At 69.1% G+C, this 23,876-nt stretch carries 23 protein-coding genes; 17 read left to right on the top strand and 6 right to left on the bottom strand.

The annotated features are described in order from the left end of the window. Positions 1-21: 21 nt before the first annotated feature. Positions 22-978: a MurR/RpiR family transcriptional regulator gene (locus tag LDO27_RS10450; protein WP_224041598.1), complete on the bottom strand. Its 957-nt coding sequence runs from the start codon at positions 976-978 to the stop codon at positions 22-24. A gap of 276 nt (positions 979-1,254) precedes the next feature. Here LDO27_RS10450 and edd point away from each other — a divergent pair, with 276 nt between their 5' ends. The 12 genes from edd (at position 1,255) to ftsB (ending at position 14,198) form a co-directional block, all read left to right on the top strand. Then, positions 1,255-3,126, top strand: a complete 1,872-nt coding sequence (gene edd, locus LDO27_RS10445) for a phosphogluconate dehydratase (protein ID WP_224041596.1) — start codon at positions 1,255-1,257, stop codon at positions 3,124-3,126. A gap of 135 nt (positions 3,127-3,261) precedes the next feature. After that, a complete protein-coding gene (locus LDO27_RS10440) occupies positions 3,262-3,768 on the top strand; it encodes a gluconokinase (protein ID WP_224041594.1) in 507 nt (168 codons plus the stop codon). A gap of 215 nt (positions 3,769-3,983) precedes the next feature. Then, the gene (locus tag LDO27_RS10435; protein WP_222201374.1) at positions 3,984-5,459 is read left to right on the top strand and encodes a circularly permuted type 2 ATP-grasp protein; all 1,476 of its coding nucleotides are present in this window, start codon (positions 3,984-3,986) and stop codon (positions 5,457-5,459) included. Positions 5,460-5,499: 40 nt separating this feature from the next. Beyond that, positions 5,500-6,453, top strand: coding sequence for an alpha-E domain-containing protein (locus tag LDO27_RS10430; protein WP_222201373.1), 954 nt, complete (start codon positions 5,500-5,502; stop codon positions 6,451-6,453). An 84-nt stretch (positions 6,454-6,537) separates the two neighbouring features. Further along, positions 6,538-7,362, top strand: a complete 825-nt coding sequence (locus LDO27_RS10425) for a transglutaminase family protein (RefSeq protein ID WP_224041592.1) — start codon at positions 6,538-6,540, stop codon at positions 7,360-7,362. Positions 7,363-7,501: 139 nt separating this feature from the next. Beyond that, positions 7,502-8,320 carry a peptidase gene (locus LDO27_RS10420; protein ID WP_224041590.1) on the top strand — a complete coding sequence of 273 codons (819 nt, stop codon included), beginning with the start codon at positions 7,502-7,504 and terminating at the stop codon, positions 8,318-8,320. A gap of 19 nt (positions 8,321-8,339) precedes the next feature. Further along, complete coding sequence (locus LDO27_RS10415) at positions 8,340-9,149, top strand: alpha/beta fold hydrolase (RefSeq protein WP_224041588.1); 810 nt, start codon at positions 8,340-8,342, stop codon at positions 9,147-9,149. A gap of 205 nt (positions 9,150-9,354) precedes the next feature. Next, complete coding sequence (locus tag LDO27_RS10410) at positions 9,355-11,010, top strand: CTP synthase (protein WP_224041586.1); 1,656 nt, start codon at positions 9,355-9,357, stop codon at positions 11,008-11,010. 45 nt (positions 11,011-11,055) lie between these two features. Further along, entirely contained in the window at positions 11,056-11,925 is an 870-nt protein-coding gene (kdsA, locus tag LDO27_RS10405; protein WP_224041585.1) for a 3-deoxy-8-phosphooctulonate synthase, read from the top strand. 105 nt (positions 11,926-12,030) lie between these two features. Further along, positions 12,031-12,321 carry a DUF1330 domain-containing protein gene (locus tag LDO27_RS10400; protein ID WP_222201367.1) on the top strand — a complete coding sequence of 97 codons (291 nt, stop codon included), beginning with the start codon at positions 12,031-12,033 and terminating at the stop codon, positions 12,319-12,321. Positions 12,322-12,474: 153 nt separating this feature from the next. Further along, positions 12,475-13,764 carry a phosphopyruvate hydratase gene (eno, locus tag LDO27_RS10395; RefSeq protein ID WP_222201366.1) on the top strand — a complete coding sequence of 430 codons (1,290 nt, stop codon included), beginning with the start codon at positions 12,475-12,477 and terminating at the stop codon, positions 13,762-13,764. A gap of 98 nt (positions 13,765-13,862) precedes the next feature. Next, positions 13,863-14,198, top strand: a complete 336-nt coding sequence (gene ftsB, locus LDO27_RS10390) for a cell division protein FtsB (RefSeq protein WP_224041584.1) — start codon at positions 13,863-13,865, stop codon at positions 14,196-14,198. Positions 14,199-14,270: 72 nt separating this feature from the next. Here the strand turns inward: ftsB and LDO27_RS10385 are convergent, their stop codons facing one another. From LDO27_RS10385 to LDO27_RS10375, 3 genes are all read right to left on the bottom strand, one after another. Continuing rightward, complete coding sequence (locus tag LDO27_RS10385) at positions 14,271-14,699, bottom strand: hypothetical protein (RefSeq protein WP_224041582.1); 429 nt, start codon at positions 14,697-14,699, stop codon at positions 14,271-14,273. Between the two features lie 106 nt (positions 14,700-14,805). Further along, complete coding sequence (gene hslO, locus LDO27_RS10380; protein ID WP_224041580.1) at positions 14,806-15,849, bottom strand: Hsp33 family molecular chaperone HslO; 1,044 nt, start codon at positions 15,847-15,849, stop codon at positions 14,806-14,808. A gap of 52 nt (positions 15,850-15,901) precedes the next feature. Further along, the gene (locus LDO27_RS10375; RefSeq protein ID WP_222201362.1) at positions 15,902-16,426 is read right to left on the bottom strand and encodes a gamma carbonic anhydrase family protein; all 525 of its coding nucleotides are present in this window, start codon (positions 16,424-16,426) and stop codon (positions 15,902-15,904) included. Between the two features lie 117 nt (positions 16,427-16,543). Between LDO27_RS10375 and LDO27_RS10370 the strand changes: the two genes are divergently transcribed. Further along, positions 16,544-17,395, top strand: a complete 852-nt coding sequence (locus LDO27_RS10370) for a ferritin-like domain-containing protein (protein ID WP_224041578.1) — start codon at positions 16,544-16,546, stop codon at positions 17,393-17,395. Positions 17,396-17,419: 24 nt separating this feature from the next. On the opposite strand, the gene LDO27_RS10365 is transcribed toward LDO27_RS10370, so the two are convergent. Then, positions 17,420-19,156 carry an acyl-CoA synthetase gene (locus LDO27_RS10365; protein WP_224041576.1) on the bottom strand — a complete coding sequence of 579 codons (1,737 nt, stop codon included), beginning with the start codon at positions 19,154-19,156 and terminating at the stop codon, positions 17,420-17,422. 196 nt (positions 19,157-19,352) lie between these two features. Here LDO27_RS10365 and LDO27_RS10360 point away from each other — a divergent pair, with 196 nt between their 5' ends. Continuing rightward, a complete protein-coding gene (locus LDO27_RS10360) occupies positions 19,353-20,246 on the top strand; it encodes an alpha/beta fold hydrolase (RefSeq protein ID WP_222201359.1) in 894 nt (297 codons plus the stop codon). Between the two features lie 27 nt (positions 20,247-20,273). Here the strand turns inward: LDO27_RS10360 and LDO27_RS10355 are convergent, their stop codons facing one another. After that, a complete protein-coding gene (locus tag LDO27_RS10355) occupies positions 20,274-21,389 on the bottom strand; it encodes an NAD(P)/FAD-dependent oxidoreductase (RefSeq protein ID WP_224041574.1) in 1,116 nt (371 codons plus the stop codon). Between the two features lie 212 nt (positions 21,390-21,601). Here LDO27_RS10355 and LDO27_RS10350 point away from each other — a divergent pair, with 212 nt between their 5' ends. The 3 genes from LDO27_RS10350 to LDO27_RS10340 all read left to right on the top strand — a co-directional run bounded on the left by LDO27_RS10350 (position 21,602) and on the right by LDO27_RS10340 (position 23,864). Then, on the top strand, positions 21,602-22,447 hold the full coding sequence (locus LDO27_RS10350; protein ID WP_222201357.1) for a 3',5'-nucleoside bisphosphate phosphatase: 846 nt from the start codon (positions 21,602-21,604) through the stop codon (positions 22,445-22,447). Positions 22,448-22,486: 39 nt separating this feature from the next. Further along, a complete protein-coding gene (locus LDO27_RS10345; RefSeq protein WP_222201356.1) occupies positions 22,487-23,110 on the top strand; it encodes an L-threonylcarbamoyladenylate synthase in 624 nt (207 codons plus the stop codon). An 88-nt stretch (positions 23,111-23,198) separates the two neighbouring features. Then, complete coding sequence (locus LDO27_RS10340; protein ID WP_222201355.1) at positions 23,199-23,864, top strand: site-2 protease family protein; 666 nt, start codon at positions 23,199-23,201, stop codon at positions 23,862-23,864. Positions 23,865-23,876 lie beyond the last annotated feature (12 nt).

Raw genomic sequence — 23,876 nt, 5'->3', positions numbered from 1 at the left:
GCAGGAACGGAACAGCCCGGCTCAGGTCTTGCGGCGGGGGCGCGGGCGCGCCGTGCCCGTGCCGGTGGCATTGCCGCCGGTGGTTGCCTTGCGGGCGGGCCCGGTTTTGGCGGCCTTGCGGGCGGGCGCCGGTGCCTCGGCGGCCGAAGCGATGCGGCGTTCGCGCAGATGGGCCTTGGCGCGCTGCATGCCCGGCGCGACGCGGTCCGCGCGCGCCAGCGCCACGCCGGCGGCGAGCACGTCGCCGAGCACCAGATGGCTGATGCGCGAGGTCATCGGCGTATAGACCTCGCTGTCTTCCTCGACGTCGGAGAACACGCAGACATCCGCCAGCGCGGCCAGCGGCGAGCCGCTGTGCGTCAGGGCCAGCACGCTGGCGCCGCCGGAGCGCGCGAGCGTGGCGGCGGCGAGCATGTCCCAGGTGCGCCCGGTGTTCGATACCAGCACCGCCACGTCGCCTGGCCCCAGCAAGGCCGCGGACATGCTGAACACATGAGAGTCGGAGTAGGCGGTGGTCGGTATGCCGAGCCGGAAGAACTTGTGCTGGATATCGAGCGCCACGATGCCCGAATTGCCGCAGCCGTAGAACTCGATGCGGCGCGCGTTGGAAAGCAGCCGGATGCCGTGCTCGAGCTGGTCGGACGACAGCGCGTTGCGCACGCTCATCAGCGTCGCGATGGTCCGGTCGAAGACCTTGCCCGCGATATCGGCCGGCCGGTCGCCCGGATCCACGTCCTGATGCACGAACGGCATGCCGCCGCCCACGTTCTGCGCGAACTGCAGCTTGAACTCGCGGAAGCCGTCGTAGCCGAGCGCCGCGCAGAAGCGCGCGATGGTGGGTTGCGACACCCCGGCGCGCTCGGCCAACTCGGGCATGGACAGACGGATCACGCTGGCGCCGTGGCGGGTCACATAGTCGGCGAGGCGGCGCTCGGAGGGGCGCAGGGTGTCGTAGACGGCGAGGATTCGGTCGCGCATGGCAAGGATAAAGAGGCGGTATGTAGAGATTCTACATAAATGGAGGCGGCATCATGCCCCCGAATCGACCTGGGATCAGTCAGGGCTTGTACGGAGGGCTCGCCATGTGCCCCATTTTTCTCCGCGAATCGGCCCGCTCCGGCCGTGCCGACGGGTAGACCCTAAGGGAGGCCAACAGCGGACGTGGCTATAATGTAGAAATTCTACAATCGCGACCCGCCGGCATTGCGCCATGCAGCGCCGGGGGCTCCGACGCCAGCAAGGAAAGGTCCCCGCATGCCGCCATCCCTCCATGCCACCGTCCGCGCCGTCACGGAACGGATCCAGGCCCGCAGCCGCAACAGCCGCGCCGCCTATCTGGACCGCTGCGAGCGCGCCCAGCGCGAGCTCGGCCCGATGCGCGGCCTCTCGTGCGCCAATCTCGCGCACGGCTTCGCCGCGCTGCCGGCCAACGACAAGCTGAAACTGCGGGTCGAACAGGCGCCCAACCTCGGCATCGTCACCGCGTACAACGACATGCTGTCGGCGCACCAGCCCTACGAGCGCTTCCCCGGCGTGATCCGCGAGGCCGCCCGCGCGGTGGGTGCGGTGGCGCAGGTCGCCGGCGGGGTGCCCGCCATGTGCGACGGCATCACGCAGGGCAACCCCGGCATGGAACTGTCGCTGTTCTCGCGCGACGCCATCGCGATGAGCACGGCGGTGGCGCTGTCGCACAACACCTTCGATGCGGCGTTGATGCTGGGCGTGTGCGACAAGATCGTGCCGGGCCTGCTGATGGGCGCGCTGCAGTTCGGCCACCTGCCAGTGATCTTCGTGCCGGCCGGACCGATGGCGACCGGCCTGTCCAACAAGGAGAAGGCGCGCGTGCGCCAGCTCTACGCGACCGGGCAGGTGGGGCGCGACGCGCTGCTGGAAGCCGAATCGCAGGCTTATCACGGCGCGGGCACCTGTACGTTCTACGGCACGGCGAACAGCAACCAGATGCTGATGGAGATCATGGGCCTGCATCTGCCGGGCGCGGCCTTCGTGCATCCGGACAGCGGACTGCGCGACGCGCTGACCGCGGCGGCCGCGCAGCGCGCGATCGCGCTGGCGGCCCGCGGCGACGGCTATCTGCCGCTGGCGCGCATCGTCGACGAGCGCGCCGTGGTCAACGCCATCGTCGGGCTGCTGGCGACCGGTGGCTCCACCAACCACACCATCCATCTGGTGGCGATGGCGCGCGCGGCCGGCGTGCTGATCGACTGGAACGACTTCGACGAACTGTCCCGCGTCACGCCGCTGCTGGCCCGCGTCTATCCCAACGGGGCGGCCGACGTGAATCACTTCCATGCCGCTGGCGGCGTCGCCTTCGTGATTCGCGAACTGCTCGAGGCCGGGCTGCTGCATGAGGACGTCGAGACGGTGGCAGGGCGCGGCCTGGCCCGCTACACGCAGGAGCCGGTGATGACCGACGGCGCGCTGCGCTGGCGCGACGGCCCGCTGGTCAGCGGCGACCCCGAGGTGCTGGCCACCGCCCCGGCGCCGTTCTCGCCGGAGGGCGGGTTGCGGCTGATGGACGGCAACCTGGGCCGCGGCGTGATCAAGGTGTCGGCGGTCGCGCCCGAGCATCGCGTGGTGGAAGCGCCGGCGCGCGTGTTCGATACGCAGGAAGGGCTGCAGGCCGCGTTCGAGGCCGGCGAACTGGATCGCGACGTGGTCGCCGTGGTGCGGTTCCAGGGGCCGAACGCCAACGGCATGCCCGAACTGCATCGGCTGACCCCCGCGCTGGGCGCGCTGCAGGACGCCGGCCACCGGGTCGCGCTGGTGACCGATGGCCGCATGTCCGGAGCCTCGGGCAAGGTGCCGGCGGTGATCCACGTCGGTCCCGAGGCGTTGGCCGGCGGGCCGCTTGCCCGCGTGCGCGACGGCGACCGGTTGCGTGTCGACGCCGTGGCCGGCACGCTCACGTGGCTGGGCGACGAGGCCGAGTTCGCCGCGCGTGCCGCCGCGCCGGCCCCGGACGACCTGTTCGATCGCTTCAGCGTGGGACGCGGCCTGTTCGGCCTGTTCCGCCGCCACGCCCGCGGCGCGGAGCAGGGCGGCAGCGCGCTGGACCTGTCCGAAGCCGATGCCGCTGTCCAAACGGCGCCGGCCGTCGCAAAATAAATCCCGCTCGAGCCGGATCCACGCATTCCGACCGGGGACGGCCGCCGGGCCGCGCCCGGGCTTGCCGCGCCGCGACATCGGCGCGGCCTACCGACAAGGGTGGCGACACCACCCGACCATGAACATGGAGCAGACATGATCTACATCGTGATGGGCGTGTCCGGCAGTGGCAAGACCACGGTCGGCGGCCTGCTTGCGCAACGGCTGCACTGCGGCTTTCGTGACGCCGACGAATTCCACAGCGACGCCAACAAGGCCAAGATGCACGCCGGCATCGCGCTGACCGACGAGGATCGCTGGCCATGGCTGGATGCCATGCGGGAGGCGATCGACGACGCGCGCGCCCAGGGGCGCCCGCACGTCTTCACCTGCTCCGCCCTGCGGCAGGTCTACCGCGATCGCCTGACCCCGCCCGACGGCGGCGTGACCTTCGTCTACATGAAGGGCGACGCGAAAACCATCGCCGCACGCCTGTCCGAGCGCAGCGAACACTTCTTCAACCCGGCCCTGCTGCAAAGCCAGTTCGATACGCTGGAAGAGCCCCGCGACGCGGTGGTGCTGGACATCCGCCAGCCGCCGGAGCGGCTGGTCGACCAGATCCTGGCCGAGGCTCCGCCGGAGACCGGCGCGCCGGGGCGCTGACGCGCAAGGCCGGCGTCCCGCCTGTACCGGCGTCGCGGGCCCGCACGCCTTGAGCGGGGCGCAGCCGGCCGCCAATGCCTGGCAGGCATCTTGCTTTGTCGGTACCAAGGCTCGGTGCCTGTCCCGTGACGCGGCGCGCGGGCGGCCTATCCTTGAAGGGACAACAAGATCGGCGAGGCGGCCAGCGCGGCGCCCACAACGGAGGAGCGGCCATCATGGCGGCGCGGTTTTTTGACGAGATGCTGGACTGGCAGGGCGGACCGGCGGACATGGCGGTCGAGGCGGGCAAGGTCTTGCCGGCCAGCGGGGTAAGGCCGCACTACCGCCATTTCGCGGAATGGCTGTCCCGCCAGTCAGAGGCGACGATGGGCAACAAGCGCGCCGAGGCGGAGCTGATCTTCCGGCGCGTGGGCATCACCTTCGCCGTCTACGGCGACAAGGACGAGGCCAACAGCGGCACCGAGCGCACCATCCCCTTCGACGTGATTCCCCGCATCTTCCCCGCCAGCGAGTGGGAGACGCTGGAGCGCGGGCTGCGCCAGCGCGTGGCGGCGCTGAACCGCTTCGTCCATGACATCTACCATGGCCAGGACATCATCCGCGCCGGCGTGATTCCGCCGGAGCAAATCTACGACAACGCGCAATACCGGCCGGAAATGCTGGGCATCGACGTGCCGCGCGACATCTACGCGCACGTCGCCGGCATCGACGTGGTGCGCGCCGGAGAGGGTGAGTTCTACGTGCTCGAGGACAACCTCCGGGTGCCCTCCGGCGTGTCGTACATGCTCGAGAACCGCAAGATGATGATGCGGTTGTTCCCGGACCTGTTCGCGCGCAACCGGGTCGCGCCGGTGGCTCACTACCCCGACCTGCTGCTCGACATGCTGCGCAGCGTCGCGCCGCAGTCGATCGCCGATCCGGCGGTGGTGGTGCTCACGCCCGGCATGTACAACTCCGCCTATTTCGAGCACGCCTTCCTCGCGCAGCAGATGGGGGTGGAGCTGGTGGAGGGCAGCGACCTGTTCGTGCAGGACGAGCACCTGTACATGCGTACCACGCAGGGTCCGCAGCGGGTCGACGTGATCTACCGCCGCGTGGACGACGATTTTCTCGATCCGCTCGTGTTCCGCCCGGATTCGACGCTGGGCGCGGCCGGTCTGCTGTCCGTCTATCGCGCCGGCAACGTGACCATCTGCAACGCGATCGGCACCGGCGTGGCCGACGACAAGTCGATCTATCCGTATGTGCCGGACATGATCCGCTTCTACCTGGGCGAGGAACCGATCCTCTCGAATGTGCCGACCTACATGTGCCGGCGCCCCGAGGACCTGCAGTACGTGCTGGACCATATGCACGAGCTGGTGGTCAAGGAAACCCACGGCGCCGGCGGCTACGGCATGCTGGTGGGCCCGGCGGCGACGCGCGCGGAGATCGACGCGTTCCGCGAAGTCGTCAAGGCGCGCCCGGGGCAGTACATCGCCCAGCCGACGCTCGCGCTGTCGACCTGCCCGACCTACGTGGAAGCCGGCATCGCGCCGCGCCATATCGACCTGCGCCCCTTCGTGCTGTCGGGCAAGGAGGTGCGCATGGTGCCGGGCGGCCTGACGCGCGTGGCCCTGCGCGAGGGCTCGCTCGTCGTCAATTCCTCGCAGGGCGGCGGAACCAAGGACACGTGGGTGCTGGAGCGCTGAGCGCACCGCAGGCAGATCGACCCGAACACAAGGAGCCACCATGCTCAGCCGCACCGCCGACCATCTGTTCTGGATGGCCCGCTATACCGAGCGCGCCGAGAACACCGCGCGCATGCTCGACGTGAACTACCAGACCTCGCTGCTGCCGCAGTCGGTGGAGGTGGCCGAGCAGGGCTGGTGGGCCATGCTGGATATCTCCGAGCTGACCCATGTGTTCGACCACAAGTACGGCCTGCTGTCGCGCGACGACGTGATCGACTTCATGGTGCGCGACATGACCAATGCGTCGTCGATCATGAGCTGCCTGCGCGCGGCGCGCGAGAACGCGCGCGCGGTGCGCGGCTCGCTGACGACCGAGGTCTGGGAGACCATCAACACCACCTGGCTCGACGTGCAGCGCCTGATCGCCGACGGCATGCTGCGGGAGGATCCCTCTCAGTTCTTCGAGTGGGTCAAGTTCCGTTCGCACCTGGCGCGCGGCGTGCAGTTCGGCACCATGCTCAAGGACGACGCCTTCCACTTCATGCGGCTGGGCACCTTCCTGGAGCGGGCCGACAACACCGCGCGCATCCTGGACGTGAAGTTCCAGTCGACCGGCTCGGACGACAGCGACCCGGCGCGCGCGGAGAAGGACTTCTATCACTGGGCGGCGGTATTGCGGTCGGTGTCGGGTTTCGAGGTCTACCGCAAGATCTACCGCGCGGTGATCACGCCCGAGCGCGTGGCCGAACTGCTGATCCTGCGCACCGACATGCCGCGTTCGCTGGTCTCCAGCATGGACGAGGTCATGTGCATCCTCGCGCTGGTCAGCAACCAGCAATCGGCGGAGACCGAGCGGCAGGCTGGTAAACTGCACGCCGACCTGAAATACGCGCGCATCGACGATATCTTCGCCGTCGGCCTGCACGCCTTCCTGACCAGCTTCCTGGAGCGCATCGGCGACCTGGGCAGCGGCATCAGCAGGGACTTCCTGGTGCCGCCCCTTGCCGCCTGAGCGTTGGCACCGGCGTCCACCGGCCGGCAGTCCGCCCGCGGGCGGCGGTGCCGGCGAGACGGGCCGCGCGACGCCCCCACGATTGTGAAATACCAGATACACCACCGCACCATCTACCGCTACGCGGACCGCGTCAGGCATAGCGTGCACGAGCTGCGGCTGGCGCCGCGCTCGGGGCCTCTGCAGACCGTCGGCGGCTGGCATCTCGCCGTGCCGGGCAACCTGTCGGAGGCGCGCGACGGCTTCGGCAACATCGTCCACCACTTCACGCTGGCGGCGCCCTCCGACAGCATCGCCATCACCGCCAGCGGCGAGGTCGAATGCCGGCCGCTGACGGCAAATGGCGAAATGAGTTTCTGCGATGCACCGCTCGACGGCGAGATCCGCGTCTCGCCGCTGTACTTTCGCAGCGGCACGCCGCTGACCACCGCGCCGCCGGAGCTGGCCGCCTTCGCCGCGCCCTACCTGGCGGCGGGCTACGAGGCGCCGGCGCTGCTGGCGCTGGCCGACGCCATCGCCGAGCGCGTGCGCTACCAGCCCAACACCACCGATGTGGGCACCAGCGCCGCCCAAGCGTTCGCGCTGGGCAGCGGCGTGTGCCAGGACCAGGCCCAGGTGATGGTGGCCTGCTGCCGCGCCTTCGGCATTCCCGCGCGCTACGTCAGCGGCTACTTCTACGACCCCGCGGCCACCGAAATGGCCAGCCATGCGTGGGCCGATGTGTGCCTCGATGTGGCCCGCGAACGCTGGTGCAGCATCGACGTGACCCATCGCTGCTTCACCGACGGCCGCCATATCCGCCTGGCGGTGGGCCGGGACTACCGCTCGGCCGCGCCCATCCGTGGCATCCGCGAGGGCGGGGGCGCCGAAACCCTCGAAGTGAGCATCTCCATCGTCCCGCTGGACTGAGATGTCTTGCCGCGGTGCGCGGCGCACCATTAGAGGGATGGCACCAGCGTGGACCATGCCGGCGCCCATGGCGCTAGAATGCCGGATCCGCGCGCCGTCCCGCGGCGCCACGCCCACGCCCCAAGAACAAGACACGATCATGACGTACTGTGTAGCCATGCGGCTCGACGCCGGCCTGGTATTCCTCTCCGATTCGCGCACCAATGCCGGCGTGGACGCCATTTCCACCGCCCGCAAGCTGACGGTGTTCGAGGAGCCGGGCGATCGCGTGATGGTGCTGCTGACCGCGGGCAATCTCGCGATCAGCCAGTCGGTGCGCCAGATCCTGTGCGAGGGCCGCGACGAGAAGCGCTCGCTGTGGACCGCCCGCGATATGTTCGAGGCCGCGGCCATCGTCGGCGAGGCGGTGCGGCAGGTGCACCGGCGCGACGCGGCGGCGCTGCGCGATGCCGGCATCGACTTCAATGTCAGCCTGATCTTCGGCGGCCAGGTGCGCGGCGAGCGGGTGCGCCTGTTCAATATCTACGCGGCCGGCAACTTCGTCGAGGCCACGCCCGAGAACTGCTACTTCCAGATCGGCGAGGCCAAGTACGGCAAGCCCATCATCGACCGCGTGATCCATCCCGGCATGCCGCTGGACAAGGCCGCCAAGTGCGCGCTGATCTCGATGGATTCCACGCTGAAGTCGAATATCTCGGTGGGTCTGCCGCTCGACCTGCTGGTCTACGAGGCCGATACGCTGCGCGTGACGCGCTTCGTCAATATCGACGAGAAGAACGCCTACTTCCGCATGATCCGCGACACCTGGGGCCAGCGCCTGCGCCAGGTGTTCGGCGAAATCGGCGATCCCGAATGGGATGCGACTGTGCCGGCGGAATTCCCGCTTGCGCGCCAGGGCGAGGCCGACCGCTGGGGCCAGCCGGTGCGCGCGCGCCGCGAGCGCCCGCGTTCGCAGTAGGGCGGGACGGGGCGACGCCATGCGGGACGTCCTGCATTTTTCGCATGCCAACGGTTTTCCGGTCACCACCTACCGCAAGCTGTTCGGCGCGCTCGAGCAGCAATTCGAGATCCGCGCGGTCGACCGCTACGGGCACGATCCGGACTATCCGGTGACGCGCGAATGGCCGCATCTGGTGGACCAGCTGCTGGCCTCGGTGGAGCGCGGCTACCGAGAGCCCGTCTGGCTCGTGGGCCATTCGCTGGGCGGCTTCCTGTCGCTGATGGCGGCGCTGCGCCAGCCGCAGCGCGTGCGCGGCGTGGTCATGCTGGATGCACCGATCATCGGCGGCTGGCGCGCCTCGCTGCTCAAGGTCGCGCAGCGCCTGGGCATGGACGAACGCCACAGCCCGGCCGCGGTGACCAGGCGCCGGCGCACCCATTGGCCCGACGCCGAGGCGGTCTGGGCCCACTTCAAGAGCAAGCCGGGCTTTTCGGTCTGGGACGAGGACGTGCTGCGCGACTATGCGCTGCATGGCACCGAACCCACCGGCAAGGACGCGGAGCGGCGGCTGCGCTTCGACCGCGAGGTCGAATACTGGATCTATCGCACGCTGCCCACCACGCTCGGCAACGGTGTGGCCAATGGCGCGCCGGTGCCCGTGGGCTTCGTGGCGGGGACCCAGTCGCGCGAGATCCGGCAGTGCGGGCTTGGCGCCACGCGCAAGCTGGTGGGCGAGCGGCTGCGGTTCATCGAGGGCGGGCATCTCTATCCGATGGAGCGGCCGCTGGAGACGGCGCAGGTGGTGGCCCGCCTGATCGACGACATGCGTGCAAATCGCCAGATCTGAGGTTCGCTCCCTCTCCCGCCACCGGGAGAAGCCCGGGGTGAGGGCCAGCGGTGGCAGGGGCGCCGGACGCCATGTGCGGGAAGCGCCGCCGCGACCATCGAACGGGCCGCTCATGACGCCATCGACGAAGCCTGCGCCGACATTTTCAGAGGCCGGCCGACACCGGGCATGTGTATAATCCCGATTTCCCCGGCAAGCTCGGTTTATGACCAAATTCGTCTTCGTCACCGGTGGCGTCGTCTCTTCGCTAGGCAAGGGCATCGCCGCCGCTTCGCTCGCGGCAATTCTCGAGTCGCGCGGCCTCAAAGTCACCCTCCTCAAGCTCGATCCCTACATCAACGTCGATCCCGGCACGATGAGCCCCTTCCAGCATGGCGAGGTGTTCGTCACGGAAGACGGCGCGGAAACCGACCTGGATCTCGGCCACTACGAACGTTTCGTATCGGCCAAGATGCGCAAGTCGAACAACTTCACGACCGGCCAGATCTACGAATCTGTGATCCGCAAGGAGCGTCGGGGCGAATACCTGGGCAAGACCGTGCAGGTGATTCCGCATATCACCAACGAGATCCAGGCCTTTATCGAGAAGGGCGCGGCCGCCTCGCACGGCGGCAAGGCCGATGTGGCGCTGGTCGAGATCGGCGGCACCGTCGGCGACATCGAGTCGCTGCCGTTCCTGGAGGCCGCCCGCCAGATGAGCCTGCGCATGGGCCGCAACCACGCGGCCTTCGTGCATCTGACGCTGGTGCCCTTCATCGCCAGCGCCGGGGAACTGAAGACCAAGCCCACCCAGCATTCGGTGCAGAAGCTGCGCGAGATCGGTATCTCGCCGACGGCGCTGCTGTGCCGCGCCGACCGGCCGATTCCGGACGACGAGCGCGCCAAGATCTCGCTGTTCGCCAATATCCCGCAGGACGCCGTGATCTCGGTGTGGGACGTCGACAGCATCTACAAGATCCCGCAGATGCTCAACGAGCAGGGGCTGGACCGCCTGATCTGCGAGGAACTGCGCCTGGACCCGAGGCCGGCCGACCTGTCGATGTGGCAGAAGCTGGTCAACGCCCAGGAAAATCCGCAGCACGAAGTCACCATCGGCATGGTCGGCAAGTATGTCGACCTGACCGAGTCGTACAAGTCGCTGATCGAGGCGCTGCGCCACGCGGGCATGCACACCGCGACCCGCGTCAACATCGAGTACATCGATTCGGAAGAACTCGAATCGGGCCACCTCGAAGTGCTCAAGCCGCTCGACGCCATCCTGGTGCCCGGCGGCTTCGGCAAGCGCGGCACCGAGGGCAAGATCCGGGCGATCCAGTACGCCCGCGAGAACAAGGTGCCGTACCTGGGCATCTGCCTGGGCATGCAGCTGGCCGTGATCGAGATTGCCCGCCACCTTGCCGGCATGAACGACGCCAACTCGACCGAATTCAATCTCGACACCGAGCATCCGGTGGTCGCGCTGATCACCGAGTGGGTCGACCGCGAGGGCAAGGTGGAGCAGCGCTCCGCCGACTCCGACCTGGGCGGCACGATGCGCCTGGGCGCCCAGCGCGTGCCGGTCAAGGCGGACACCAAGGCGGCGGAAATCTACGGCCCCGAGGTCAACGAGCGCCACCGCCACCGCTACGAGGTGAACAACCATTACGTGCCGCAGCTCGAACAGGCTGGCATGGTGATCTCGGCCCGTACGCCGACCGAAAACCTGCCGGAAATGATGGAACTGCCGGCATCCATGCACCCGTGGTTCGTCGGCGTGCAGTTCCACCCCGAATTCACCTCGACGCCCCGCGACGGCCATCCGCTGTTCAAGGCTTATGTGGAAGCGGCGCTGGCCGCCCAGCAGCGGCGCAAGGGCGCCTGAGCCATTGCGCGGCAACGAGGAACAGAAGGAACAGAGGAGTTCGCCATGAAACTATGTGGATTCGACGTCGGTCTCGACAAGCCGTTTTTCCTGATCGCCGGTCCCTGCGTGATCGAGTCCGAGCAGATGGCGCTCGATACGGCCGGCGAGCTGAAGGCGATCACGTCTGCGCTCGGCATTCCCTTCATCTACAAGTCGTCGTTCGACAAGGCCAATCGCTCGTCGGGCAAGTCGTTCCGCGGGCTGGGCATGGAGAAGGGTCTGGAGATCCTGTCCACCGTCAAGCGCGAGATCGGCGTGCCGGTGCTGACCGACATCCACGAGGTGGACGAGATCAAGCCGGTGGCGGCCGTGGTGGACGTGCTGCAGACCCCCGCCTTCCTGTGCCGGCAGACGGACTTCATCCGCGCCTGCGCGCAGAGCGGCAAGCCGGTCAATATAAAGAAGGGCCAGTTCCTCGCGCCGCATGACATGAAGAACGTCATCGACAAGGCGCGCGACGCGGCCCGCGAAGCCGGTCTGCCGGAAGACAGCTTCATGGCCTGCGAGCGTGGCGTGTCCTTCGGCTACAACAACCTCGTCTCGGACATGCGTTCGCTCGCCATCATGCGCGAGACCAACGCGCCGGTGGTGTTCGACGCCACCCACTCGGTGCAACTGCCGGGCGGGCAGGGCACCAGCTCCGGCGGCCAGCGCGAATTCGTGCCGGTGCTGTCGCGCGCGGCCGTGGCGGTCGGCGTGGCGGGGCTGTTCATGGAGACGCATCCGGACCCGAGCAAGGCCATGTCGGACGGCCCCAACGCGGTGCCGCTGTCGCGCATGAAGGAACTGCTGTCGGTGCTCAAGGACCTGGACTCCCTGGTCAAGCGCGCCGGCTTCCTGGAAGACAATTTCGCCTGGCCGGCCTGCGCCTGAGCCCGGCCCCGCCACCGCCGCGACGGCGGTGGCGATGGTCCCGCGGGACCGACGACAACGACAAGCGGATCCGATCCAAACCGAGACAACTCCGGAGATAGAAGCATGCCCGCCGGCTACATCATCGCCCACATCGACGTCACCGATCCCCAGCAATACGAGCAGTACAAGGTCCTGTCCAGCAAGGCCATGCAGGAGCATGGCGCCGAGGTGCTGGTGCGCGGCGGCCAGGTCCAGCAGCTCGAGGGCGAATGGAACCCGACGCGCGTCGTGCTGCTGAAGTTTCCCAGCGTCGAGGCCGCCAGGGGCTTCTACGAGGGCGAGACGTACCGCGCCGCCCGCAAGGCGCGCGAGAATGCCGCGCGCATGAACATGATCGTGGTCGAGGGCGTCTGAGCGCTTCCCGGGCCCGCCTCGGTGCGCCACCGTACGGGCGCCTGTCACGGTCGCGAGGCAAGGTAGAGCCCGGCCGCCGCGCAGGTCTGGCAGGCACCGCGGATCGGCCCGCGTCCCAAGGTTAATCCAGCATCAACAGTCCAAGAGGAATCCATGAGTGCAATCGTAGATATCATCGGTCGGGAGGTTCTCGACTCGCGCGGCAATCCCACGGTCGAATGCGACGTTCTGCTCGAGTCTGGCGTGATGGGCCGGGCCGCGGTGCCGTCGGGCGCTTCCACCGGATCGCGCGAAGCCATCGAACTGCGTGACGGCGACAAGTCGCGCTACCTGGGCAAGGGCGTGCTGAAGGCCGTCGAGCACATCAATACCGAGATCTCCGAGGCCATCATGGGCCTGGACGCGTCCGAGCAGGCGTTCCTGGACCGCACGCTGATCGACCTGGACGGCACCGAGAACAAGAGCCGCCTGGGCGCCAACGCCATGCTGGCGGTGTCGATGGCCGTGGCCAAGGCCGCCGCCGAGGAAGCCGGCCTGCCGCTGTACCGCTACTTCGGCGGTTCGGGCGCCATGCAGATGCCCGTGCCGATGATGAATATCGTCAACGGCGGCGCGCATGCCAACAACAGCCTGGACATCCAGGAATTCATGATCATGCCGGTGTCGCAGGGCAGCTTCCGCGAAGCGCTGCGTTGCGGCGCGGAAATCTTCCACGCACTGAAGAAGATCCTGGCCGACAAGGGCATGTCCACCGCGGTGGGCGACGAAGGCGGCTTCGCGCCGAACTTCGCCTCCAACGAGGAATGCCTGAACACCATCCTGCAGGCCATCGAGAAGGCCGGCTACCGCGCCGGCGAAGACGTGCTGCTGGCGCTGGACTGCGCCTCCAGCGAGTTCTTCCGCGAGGGCGAGGACCTGTACCACCTGGAAGGCGAGGGCCTGACGCTGAACTCGACCCAGTGGGCGGACTACCTGGCCAATCTGTGCGACAAGTTCCCGATCGTGTCGATCGAGGACGGCATGGCCGAAGGCGACTGGGACGGCTGGAAGGTGCTGACCGACAAGCTGGGCCAGCGCGTGCAGCTGGTGGGCGACGACCTGTTCGTCACCAACACCAAGATCCTGAAGGAAGGCATCGAGAAGGGCATCGGCAACTCGATCCTGATCAAGATCAACCAGATCGGCACGCTGACCGAGACCTTCGCCGCCATCGAGATGGCCAAGCGCGCCGGCTATACGGCCGTGATCTCGCACCGCTCGGGCGAAACCGAGGACAGCACCATCGCCGATATCGCGGTGGGCACCAACGCCGGCCAGATCAAGACCGGCTCGCTGTCGCGCTCGGATCGCATCGCCAAGTACAACCAGCTGCTGCGCATCGAGGAAGATCTCGGCGATATCGCCAGCTACCCCGGCAAGAGCGCGTTCTACAACCTGCGTTAAGCTATGTCCGGCGCTGGCTGGCCTGACCGCCGGCCGGCGCTTGCCGCTTTCGCAGTGTTGCTGCGACCGCCTTCCCCGTTTTTCGCAAGACCGTTGCCATGCGCCTGATTTCGCTGTTGTTGTTCGTGGTGCTGCTCGCTATCCAGTATCCGCTTTGGCTTGGCAAGGGCGGCTGGCTGCGCGTGTGGGACCTGAACAAGCAGGTGAACGAGCAGGCTGCAAAGAACCAGTCGCTCAAGCTGCGCAACGCCAAGCTGGAAGGGGAAGTGCAGGATCTGCAGGACGGCACCGGCGCCGTCGAGGAGCGGGCCCGCTACGAGCTGGGCATGGTCAAGGACGGCGAGGTGTTCGTGCAGTTCGTCGCCCCGGCGCCCAAGGTCAGCGCCACGCCGCCCCTGCCGCCGCCCGCGCCGGCACCGGCCAGGAAGCCGTAGGGCGGCAGTTCACATCGCCGGCCTGTTCCCCCAGGCCCGACCGGCACGGCCGATCCGCCGCTTTCCGCCCGGTCACCACCAGTACGGATAGCCACCCCAGCCCCAGTATCCCGGGGATCCCACGCTGACCCCTCCGCCCCATCCACCGCCGCCCCAGCCGCCGTAATACAGGCTGTAGCTCGTGCGCGGATAGGAGTAGGCGCGCGCCCACGCCGCCGCCTGCTGGTCGCGCGCGATGGCAGCCTCCTGGTCGCGCAGCACCTGTTCGTTCAGCGCCGCCAGCCGCTCGCGTTCCTGGGCAGACAGCGGCGCCGGCGGCACAGCGTTCGGAACCAGCCGCGCCGTGGGCGGCGAGCCGTTGATGTCGCGCGGCAGTTCGGTGGCGCAGCCGCCGAGCGGCGCGGCGCCGGCCAGTGCCAGCGTTGCAGCCAGCCCGCGGCGGGCCAGGGCGGAGGGCAGGGCCCGGCGAAATGAGTCGAGGCGGCTGAGGCTGGCGGACATGATCGTCACCTTCTGCGAGTTATTCCGGTCTTTGCATTGGACGCCAAGATGTAGCCGAAAAGTTCCGGCTCCGCGGGTGCGCCGGGCCGCGATGCGGCCGGCGTGCTCAGTGCTGGTGCCCGGTGCCGCCCGCGCCGGAGACCGCGTGCGCCGGCATGAACAACTGGGCGCAGTCGACCGGGTCGAAGTGGTAGTCCTGGCCGCAGAAGTCGCACTGGATGTCCACGGCGCCGCGTTCCTCGAGGATGCTCTCGATCTCGGGCTGGCCCAGCGACTGCAGCATGCCCGCCACCTTCTCGCGCGAGCACGAGCAGTGGAAGTGCGGCGTCATCGGTTCGAACACGCGCAGGCCGGTGGTCTCGACCTCTTCCCAGAAGAGCCGGTGCAGCAGCGTTTCCGGCAGCTCGGCCAGCAGTTCCTCGTCGCCCAGCGTGGCGCCGAGCTGGCAGGCGCGGTCCCAGGTGTCCAGGTCCTGCGCGCGGCCGTGTTCGGACAGCGGGGCGCCGGTCTCGCCGACCTCGGCCGGCGGGCGGCCCGGCTGGCCTTCCAGCGTGCCGCCATACGACGGCAGCTTTTGCAGCAGCATGCCGGCGGCGATATGGTCGTCGGCCGCCAGCCACAGGCGCGTGTCGAGCTGCTCGGAGGCGTGCATGTAGTGCTCCAGCACCGCGCTCATCGACGACAGCGGGCCGTCGCGGTCCGACAGCGGGACGATGCCCTGGTAGGGCTGCTGGCCCGGCAGCTTGTCCTGCGGGTCCAGCGTAATCGCGAAGCGGCCCTTGCCGTGCACGTTGACCATCTGCCGCAGCGTTGCGTCGTCGGGGATCTCGGCGTTCTCGGCCAGCTTGGCGGTAGCGCGCATCGACAGGTCGGACAGGCACTCCACCACCAGCATCCGCACGGGTCCGTCGCCGTGCACCTGCATCACCAGCGCGCCGTTGAACTTCAGGTTGGCCGACAGCAGCGCCGCGGCCGCCATCATTTCGCCCAGCAGGCGCCGCACCGGCGTCGGGTAGGCCTGGCGGTTCAGCGCCTCGCGCCACGTGGCGTCCAGCCGCACCAGCTCGCCGCGCACGGGCGCGGCGTCGAAGACGAACTTCTGCAGGATGTCGGAGGCGGGGGTCGGGGTAAGGGTGGGGGTGTCAGTCACGATAGTCCATCAGTGAGGCCGGCAGGCGCCCGCGGGCGCCCCAGCCGAGGCTTCAGTCGATACGTTTGAGTTCGGTCTTGTACATGGCCTGGCGCGTGGCGTAGGTCTCGGCATTGCGGTACAGGTTGGCCACGTCCTGGTCGGTCAGCTCGCGCACCACCTTGGCGGGCGCGCCCAGGATCAGCGAGCGGTCCGGGAAGACCTTGCCCTCCGTCACCACGGCGCCGGCGCCCACCAGGCATTCCTTGCCGATGACCGCGCGGTTCAGTACCACCGCCTGGATGCCGATCAGCGATCCCTCGCCCACCGTGCAGCCATGCAGCATGGCCTGGTGGCCGATGGAGACCTTGTCGCCGATGGTCAGCGGGCAGCCCGGGTCGGTATGCAGCACCGACCCTTCCTGGATATTGCTCGACTCGCCGACCACGATGGGCTCGTTGTCTCCCCGGATCACCACGCCGGGCCAGGCGCTGGCCCGGGCCTTCAGGGTCACGTTGCCGATGATGGTGGCTTCCGGCGCCACATAGGCCTCGGCATCGATGGTCGGGGCGATATCGCCGAGCTGGTAAAGCGCCATGAGGTCTCCTGCACAAGAATCTTTGGAATATGGGGATGGCCGCCGCCCGTTAAAGGGCAGAGGACGGGCAGGGCCGCTGCCCGGCTCTACAATGGCGGCATCCCGGATTTTACGCCCATGCCCGCCAGCCCTCCCGCCGACCCCAACCCCGCTTTCCCGTTCCCGTCGCTGCGCCGCCAGGCGCTGGATGTGCTGACCATGACGGATCCTGCCGCCAAGGCGGGCGCCGCACGTGCCCTGGGCCGGCTGAGCCGGGAGGCGGCGGACGATGCCTTCGGCATCGGCGACGCCATCGTGGCCGCTTCGCCCGTGCCGGGCCGCCCGGCGCGGCCCGAGCTGGTGCCGCCCCAGCGGGCCGCCCGCCGGCGCGCGCTTCATACCCCCGCAGGCCGCGCCGTGATGATCCACGCGCTGGCGCATATCGAGTTCAACGCCATCAACCTCGCGCTCGACGCGGCCTGGCGCTTCCCCGGCATGCCGGCCGACTACTACCGCGACTGGCTGCGCGTGGCGGACGAGGAGGCGCTGCATTTCAGCCTGCTGGCCGAGCATCTGGCCGGGCTGGGGGCCGCCTACGGCGACTTTCCGGCGCACAACAGCCTGTGGGAGATGGCCGAGAAGACCTCGGCCGATGTGCTCGCGCGCATGGCGCTGGTGCCGCGCACGCTGGAGGCGCGGGGGCTGGATGCGTCGCCGGCCGTGCGCGGCAAGCTGGCGGACGCCGGCGACCATGCCGCGGCCGCCATCCTCGACATCATCCTGCGCGACGAGGTCGGCCATGTCGCGATCGGCAACCGCTGGTACCGCTGGCTCTGCGCGGGGCAGGGCCTGGATCCGCTCGCGACCTATCCCGAGCTGGCCTCGCGCTACGGCGCGCCGCGGCTGCGGCCGCCGTTCAATCTGAGCGCGCGGCGCGCGGCGGGGTTCGACGACGACGAACTCGCGTGGCTGGAGGCCAGCGCGGGCTAGCCGGGCCCGCGCCGCCGGCGGCGCTCAACCGGCCTGCCGCGCGCGGGCGCGCTCTTCCTCCTGCACGCGCAGCACCCGCCGCTGGATCTTGCCGGTGGTGGTCATCGGCAACTGGTCGATGAACTCGATTGCCTTCGGGTATTCGTAGGGGGCAAGCTGGCCTCGCACATGGCGCTGCAGCTCGGCGGTCAGCGCCGCGTCGGCCTCGGACGAGCGCACGACGCTGGGCGTCAGCACGATAAAGGCCTTGACGATGGCGCCCCGCTCGGCGTCCGGCGAGGGCACCACGGCGCAGTTCGACACCGCCGGATGCTTGAGCAGGCAGTTCTCGATCTCGCTCGGGCCGATGCGGTAGCCGGAGGACTTGAACACATCGTCGGCCCGGCCCTGGTACCACAGGTAGCCGTCCTCGTCGACGCGCGCCAGGTCGCCGGTGCGGCACCAGCGCAGGCCGTCGGCTTCGAGAAACTTGCCCGCGGTGGCCGCCTCGTTCTTCCAGTAGCCGAGAAAGAAGACCGGGTCCGGATGGCCGTGGATGTCCGTGGTGCAGACGGCCACCTCGCCGTCTTCGCCAGGCGCGCACGGCCGTCCGTCGTCGTCGATCACGGCGACGCGGTGGCCCGGGTAGGGGCGCCCCATCGAGCCGGGGCGGGCCGGCCAGCCGGGCTGACCATCGTCGTTCTGCGCGGTGCAGTTGCCGACGATGTAGTTGATCTCCGTCTGCCCGAACATCTCGTTGACCACCACGCCCAGCGCGTCGCGGCACCAGTCGAACACCGTCTCGCCGACCGCCTCCCCGGCGCTCATCAGCGCACGCAGCCGCAGGTCGTAGCGCCCCGCCGGCTCGGGGCAGGTCTTCATCATCTGCTTGAGCGCGGTGGGGAACAGGAAGGTATTGGTGACGCGGTAGCGCTCCAGGATCTCGAAGGCGAGCTCGGCCGAGAAGCGGCCCTGGTAGCCGACGATGGGCCTGCCGAAATAGAGCGCCGGCATCAGCGCGTCCCACAGGCCGCCGGTCCAGGCCCAGTCCGCGGGGCTCCAGAACACGTCGTCGTCCTGCGGATACCAGTTCTGCGAGCAGACGAAACCGGTCAGGTTGCCGATCAGTGCCCGGTGCGGAATCACGGCCCCCTTGGGCGGCCCGGTGGTGCCGCTCGTGTAGATCAGCACCGCGGCCTCGTCGGCCTTGGTCCGTACCGCGGTGAACTCGGGCAACTGCGCCGCCAGCAGGGCGCTCCAGTCATGGTCGGCCCGGTGCGCGGCGCCGCCGGCGCCGATCACCGTGGCCAGCGCCGGGCATTCCGGGCGGGCGGCGAGCACGTTGTCCAGCGAGGTCTCGTCGGCGATGGCGACGCGCGCATCGCTGTGCTCCAGGCGATAGGCCAGCGCCTCGGGGCCGAACAGCATTGACAGCGGCATGGCAATGGCGCCGAGCTGGTAGATCGCCAGATGCGCGATTACGGTCTCGATGCGCTGCGGCATCACGATGGCGACCCGGTCGCCGCGTTGCACGCCCAGCTCTTGCAGCGCCCGCGACAGGCGATTCGCCTCCGCCTGCAGGAATCCGTAGTGGTAGCTCGCGCGCCGGCCGTCCTCGTGCTCGGTATGGACCGCCACGCGGGTCGCCGTGGCGGGGTCGCGCGCCCACCGTCCGCAGCACACCTCGGCGAGGTTGAAATACTCGGGCACATGCCAGCGGAAGTCCTGGTACAGCGCGGAATAGTCGTCGCGCCGGCTCGCCGGCAACGCGGATACGGCCATGCTTGTCTCCCTTTGTCGCGCGGCGGCGGCAGGCGGGATCAGCGCCGGGCGGCCTGCTGTGGCCCGACTCGCTATAATCGCCGCAACCGAACGATCGTTCTTTTAGGATGTTCGAAACAATATCGGGGCGTCCGTCGTCGTGGGCGGCAGACCCCGACACCAACGGCCAACAAGTGGTCGAAAATCGGGGGAGACCATGACGATCAAAGAGACCTCGCGCTCGGAATTTATCACGCTGCGCGGGCTGAACTACCACGTGCGGCATTGGGGAAAGCCCGGCGCCCCGCAGCTGTTCCTGCTGCACGGCTGGATGGATGTGGCAGCCTCGTTCCAGTTCCTGGCCGACGCGCTGCGCGGCGACTGGCACGTGATCGCGCCCGACTGGCGCGGCTTCGGCGAAACCGACCGGCCCACCCGCTATCCCGGCACGAGTTCGTACTGGTTCCCCGACTACCTTGCCGATCTCGAAGGGCTGCTGGACCACTACGCACCGCGCGGCGCGGTCAACCTCGTCGGTCACAGCATGGGCGCCAACGCGGTATGCCTGTACGCCGGCATCCGCCCGGAGCGGGTGCGGCGCGTGGTGGACCTCGAAGGATTCGGCATGACGGCGACGCGCGCGGCCCAGGCCCCGGGCCGTTACGCGCGCTGGCTCGACGAACTGCGCGAGCCGCCGCCGCTGAAGACCTACGACAGCGTGGAGGCGGTCGCGGCGCGGCTCAAGAAGACCAATCCGCGCCTGCGCGACGACCGCGCGGCGTTTCTGGCGGCGCACTGGTCGCGCCGCAACGAGGCGGGCCGCTGGGAGATTCTCGGCGACCCGGCGCACAAGCTGGTCAACCCCATGCTGTACCGCCTGGACGAGGTGATGGCGATCTGGGCCGCGGTCACCGCGCCCGTGCTCCATGTGGAGGCGCGCGATTCCGAAACCCTGCGCCATATCGCCCACAAGCAACCGCTGGATGAATTCCGGCAGCGCTTCTCGGCCTTCCGGGACTTTCGCGAGGCCGTGATCGACGACGCCGGCCATATGCTGCACCACGACCAGCCCGAAATCGTCGCGGAGATGATCGAGTCGTTCTGCGCCTGAGGCCCCGGGGTGCCGGGCCGGACCGGGTCAGGCGTGGGTCAGCTTTTCCTTCAGCGCCGCGTTGTTGCTGGTGTGCACGTGCACCAGCGCCTTCTCGGGGAAGGCATAGTGATAGGCCCGACGCAGCGCCAGCGCGGCCTCGTGGAAGCCCGACAGGATCAGCTTCTGCTTGTTGCTGTAGAAGGCGATGTCGCCCGCGGCGAAGATGCCGCGCCGCGAGCTTTCGTAGGTGGTGGTGTCCACCATGATGCGGCCGGCGCGCATGTCCAGGTCCCAGTGGGCGATCGGGCCTGGCTCTGACACCAGCCCATAGAGCGCCACCAGCTCGTCGGCCGGCACGGTCAGCGTGTCGTCGCGGGTGCGGATCCGCGCGGCGGTCAGCTTGCCGCCGTCGGTGTCCAGCGCGCCCAGCATGCCCACCACGAAGTCCATCTCGCCGGCGGCCACGGCGGCGCGCATCTCGGCCACGGTGCCGTCCGCGGCGCGGAAGCCCTCGCGCCGGTGCAGTAGCGTGACGCGCGCCGCCACCTTGCGCAGCGCCAGCGCCCAGTCGAGCGCGGAATCGCCGCCGCCGGCCACGATCACCCGCTTGCCGGCGAAGCGCGACACGTCGCGCACCGCGTAGTGCAGATGACGGTCTTCCAGCGCGGCGGCCTCGGGCAGCGACACGCGCTGGGGCGCGAACGCGCCCGCGCCGGCGCAGATCAGCACCGCCGCCACGTCGAAGCGCTTGCCCGCGTCGGTGGTCACCAGCAGCCGGTGCAGGGGCTTGTGCTCGCCCTGTTCCGGCGCGGCGTCGGGCAGTTCCTGCACGCTGTTGGCGCGCTCGCCGAAATGCATGGGCACGGCGAACGGCGCGCACTGCTCCAGCAGCCGGTCCACCAGTTCCTGCGCGAGGCAGCCCGGCACGGCGGGAATATCGTAGATCGGCTTTTCGGGATAGAGCTCGGTGCACTGGCCGCCAGCGCGGTCCAGCACGTCGATGATCTGGCATTGCAGACCCAGCACCCCAGCCTGGAATGCGGCGAACAGGCCGACAGGGCCGGCGCCGACGATCAGCACGTCGGTGCGGATCGTGCTGGCATCGCTGTGGTGCGGGGAGGCGGAATCGGCGGGGCGGGAGGGCGGGGCAGAGGCTTGCATGACTTGGCAGGCGGCGCGCGGCGCCGCCGACGGGGGATTCGAGGCGCCCACTATACCGCGCGATGGCGCGCCGGCGCCCCACGCCAGCGTTGGCGAAAGGGCTATCGCGCCGCATGCCGGGCGGGCCCGCCTGCGCGCTGGCGCACATAGCGGCGCGCCCGGTGGCGCGCATCGCGCGGGAACGCACGAAACTCCGGGAGTAGAATGGCGGCATGCGAGATCCACACGCCATCAACGCCGACCTGCACTGTCATTCCGTCGTTTCCGACGGCACCATGGCCCCCGAGGACGTGGCCGCCCGCGCCCATGCCGCGGGCGTCGCGTACTGGGCGCTGACGGACCACGACGAAGTCGGCGGCCAGGCGGCCGCCCGCGCCGCCGCCGAGGCGCTGGGCATGCGCTATGTGCCTGGCGTCGAGATCTCGGTGACCTGGGCCGGCCAGACCGTCCATATCGTCGGCCTGCAGATCGACCCGTTCTGCCCGACCCTGGTCGAGGGACTGGCGGCCACCCGCTCGGGCCGCGCGCGCCGGGCGCAGGATATCGGCGAGGCCCTGCAGGCCGTCGGCATCGAGGGCGCCTACGAGGGCGCGCTGCAGTACGTCGGCAATCCGGACCTGATCTCCCGGACGCACTTCGCGCGCTGGATGGTGGACCGCGGCATCTGCGCCAGCGTGGGCGAGGTGTTCGGCGAATACCTGTCGGAAGGGCGGCCGGGCTACGTGGGCCACCGCTGGGCCACGTTGTCCGAGGCCATCACCTGGATACGCGCCGCCGGCGGCATCGCCGTGATGGCGCATCCGGGGCGCTACAACTATTCGCCGCTGCAGCACGATGCGCTGTTCGACGAGTTCAAGCAGCTCGGCGGCGCCGGCGTGGAAGTGGTCACCGGCAGCCATACGCCCGACCAGTACCAGCGCTACGCCGTGGTCGCGCGCCACTATGGCCTGCTGGCCTCGCGCGGCTCGGATTTCCACGGGCCGGGCGAAGGCCGGGTGGAGATCGGCACGCTGCCGCCGCTGCCGCCCTCCGTCACGCCGGTCTGGCACGACTGGTAAGGCACGCACCGCCAGTCTCCAGACCGATCCCGACCGTCCATGTCCCAGTACTTCGAGCTCCATCCCGAGAATCCACAGACGCGGCTGATCAAGCAGGCCGCGCAGATCATCGCCAAGGGCGGGCTGCTGGCCCTGCCCACCGACTCCAGCTATGCGCTCGCCTGCCGGCTCGACGACAAGGCCGCGGTGGAGCGGCTGCGCCGGCTGCGCGGCATCGACGACAAGCACCATCTGACGCTGATGTGCCGCGACCTGTCGGAGCTGGGCAATTTCGCGCGCGTCGACAACCGGCAGTACCGCTGGATCAAGGGCGCGACGCCCGGCCCCTTCGTGTTCATCCTCGAGGCGACCAAGGAAGTGCCGCGCCGCCTGTCGCATCCGGCGCGCAAGACCATCGGCGTGCGGGTGCCCGACCACGCCATTCCGCTGGCCCTGCTGCACGAGACCGGCGAGCCGCTGATCAGCGCCACGCTGCAGCTGCCGGACGACGAGGCACCGCTGAACGACCCCGCCGAGATCCGCGCCAGGCTGGAGAAGCAGCTGGACCTGGTGATCGACGGCGGGCCGGCGCCGGGACGGCCCAGCACCGTGGTCGATCTGACCAGCGGCGAGCCGGTGCTGGTGCGCGAAGGCTGCGGCGACATGAAACGCTTCGGACTGTGAGGCGCGCCTGAGCGCGGCGCCAGCCTTTTTGCCGCGCCGGCGACGCCATGCGGCTTTCCGGGCGGCCAGCCCGTTACAATAGCCCCCCATGGATTCCTCTCTGATTCAGACCTTCGCGGTCTACGCCTTGCCCGTGCTGTTCGCCATCACGCTGCACGAGGCCGCGCATGGCTACGTGGCCAAGCATTTCGGCGACAACACGGCCTATATGCTGGGCCGCGTCAGCCTGAATCCCGTCCGGCACGTCGACCCCATCGGCACCATCGCCGTGCCCCTGCTGCTGTATTTCCTGACCAACGGCGCGTTCGTGTTCGGCTATGCCAAGCCGGTGCCGGTGGCCTTCGGCCGGCTGCGCAATCCGCGCTGGCACGGCATGTGGGTGGCTCTGGCCGGCCCGGGCAGCAATCTGGCGCAGGCATTCGCCTGGGCGCTGGTGGCGCTGGGCCTGGTGCTGGCGCAGGTGCAGGAACCGTTCTTCAGCCAGATGGCGCGCGCCGGCGTGCTCGTCAATCTGGTCGTGGCCGCCTTCAACCTGTTCCCGCTGCCGCCGCTGGACGGCGGCCGCGTACTGACCGCGCTGCTGCCGCAGCGTATCGCCTATGCCGTGTCCCGCATCGAGCCGTACGGCATCTTCGTGGTGCTGGCGCTGCTGGCAGCCGGCGTGATCACGCGCGTGTGGATGCAGCCGGTGATGGGCCTGCTCGGCTCCGTGGTGCAGTTCATGCTGCAACCGATCCTCGCGCTGGTGCAATGATCCGGACCCTGG

The sequence above is a fragment of the Cupriavidus respiraculi genome, from assembly GCF_914271545.1.
Taxonomy (GTDB): Bacteria; Pseudomonadota; Gammaproteobacteria; order Burkholderiales; family Burkholderiaceae; genus Cupriavidus; species Cupriavidus respiraculi.
Note: the sequence above shows the minus strand (reverse complement) of the source record. Positions and strands in the feature narration are given on the sequence as shown.

Coding starts and splice junctions, on each gene's coding strand:
- LDO27_RS10450 (WP_224041598.1), bottom strand. CDS start 978: ATGCGCGACCGAATCCTCGCCGTCTACGACACCCTGCGCCCCTCCGAG.
- edd (WP_224041596.1), top strand. CDS start 1,255: ATGCCGCCATCCCTCCATGCCACCGTCCGCGCCGTCACGGAACGGATC.
- LDO27_RS10440 (WP_224041594.1), top strand. CDS start 3,262: ATGATCTACATCGTGATGGGCGTGTCCGGCAGTGGCAAGACCACGGTC.
- LDO27_RS10435 (WP_222201374.1), top strand. CDS start 3,984: ATGGCGGCGCGGTTTTTTGACGAGATGCTGGACTGGCAGGGCGGACCG.
- LDO27_RS10430 (WP_222201373.1), top strand. CDS start 5,500: ATGCTCAGCCGCACCGCCGACCATCTGTTCTGGATGGCCCGCTATACC.
- LDO27_RS10420 (WP_224041590.1), top strand. CDS start 7,502: ATGACGTACTGTGTAGCCATGCGGCTCGACGCCGGCCTGGTATTCCTC.
- LDO27_RS10415 (WP_224041588.1), top strand. CDS start 8,340: ATGCGGGACGTCCTGCATTTTTCGCATGCCAACGGTTTTCCGGTCACC.
- LDO27_RS10410 (WP_224041586.1), top strand. CDS start 9,355: ATGACCAAATTCGTCTTCGTCACCGGTGGCGTCGTCTCTTCGCTAGGC.
- kdsA (WP_224041585.1), top strand. CDS start 11,056: ATGAAACTATGTGGATTCGACGTCGGTCTCGACAAGCCGTTTTTCCTG.
- LDO27_RS10400 (WP_222201367.1), top strand. CDS start 12,031: ATGCCCGCCGGCTACATCATCGCCCACATCGACGTCACCGATCCCCAG.
- eno (WP_222201366.1), top strand. CDS start 12,475: ATGAGTGCAATCGTAGATATCATCGGTCGGGAGGTTCTCGACTCGCGC.
- ftsB (WP_224041584.1), top strand. CDS start 13,863: ATGCGCCTGATTTCGCTGTTGTTGTTCGTGGTGCTGCTCGCTATCCAG.
- LDO27_RS10385 (WP_224041582.1), bottom strand. CDS start 14,699: ATGTCCGCCAGCCTCAGCCGCCTCGACTCATTTCGCCGGGCCCTGCCC.
- LDO27_RS10375 (WP_222201362.1), bottom strand. CDS start 16,426: ATGGCGCTTTACCAGCTCGGCGATATCGCCCCGACCATCGATGCCGAG.
- LDO27_RS10370 (WP_224041578.1), top strand. CDS start 16,544: ATGCCCGCCAGCCCTCCCGCCGACCCCAACCCCGCTTTCCCGTTCCCG.
- LDO27_RS10365 (WP_224041576.1), bottom strand. CDS start 19,156: ATGGCCGTATCCGCGTTGCCGGCGAGCCGGCGCGACGACTATTCCGCG.
- LDO27_RS10360 (WP_222201359.1), top strand. CDS start 19,353: ATGACGATCAAAGAGACCTCGCGCTCGGAATTTATCACGCTGCGCGGG.
- LDO27_RS10355 (WP_224041574.1), bottom strand. CDS start 21,389: ATGCAAGCCTCTGCCCCGCCCTCCCGCCCCGCCGATTCCGCCTCCCCG.
- LDO27_RS10350 (WP_222201357.1), top strand. CDS start 21,602: ATGCGAGATCCACACGCCATCAACGCCGACCTGCACTGTCATTCCGTC.
- LDO27_RS10345 (WP_222201356.1), top strand. CDS start 22,487: ATGTCCCAGTACTTCGAGCTCCATCCCGAGAATCCACAGACGCGGCTG.
- LDO27_RS10340 (WP_222201355.1), top strand. CDS start 23,199: ATGGATTCCTCTCTGATTCAGACCTTCGCGGTCTACGCCTTGCCCGTG.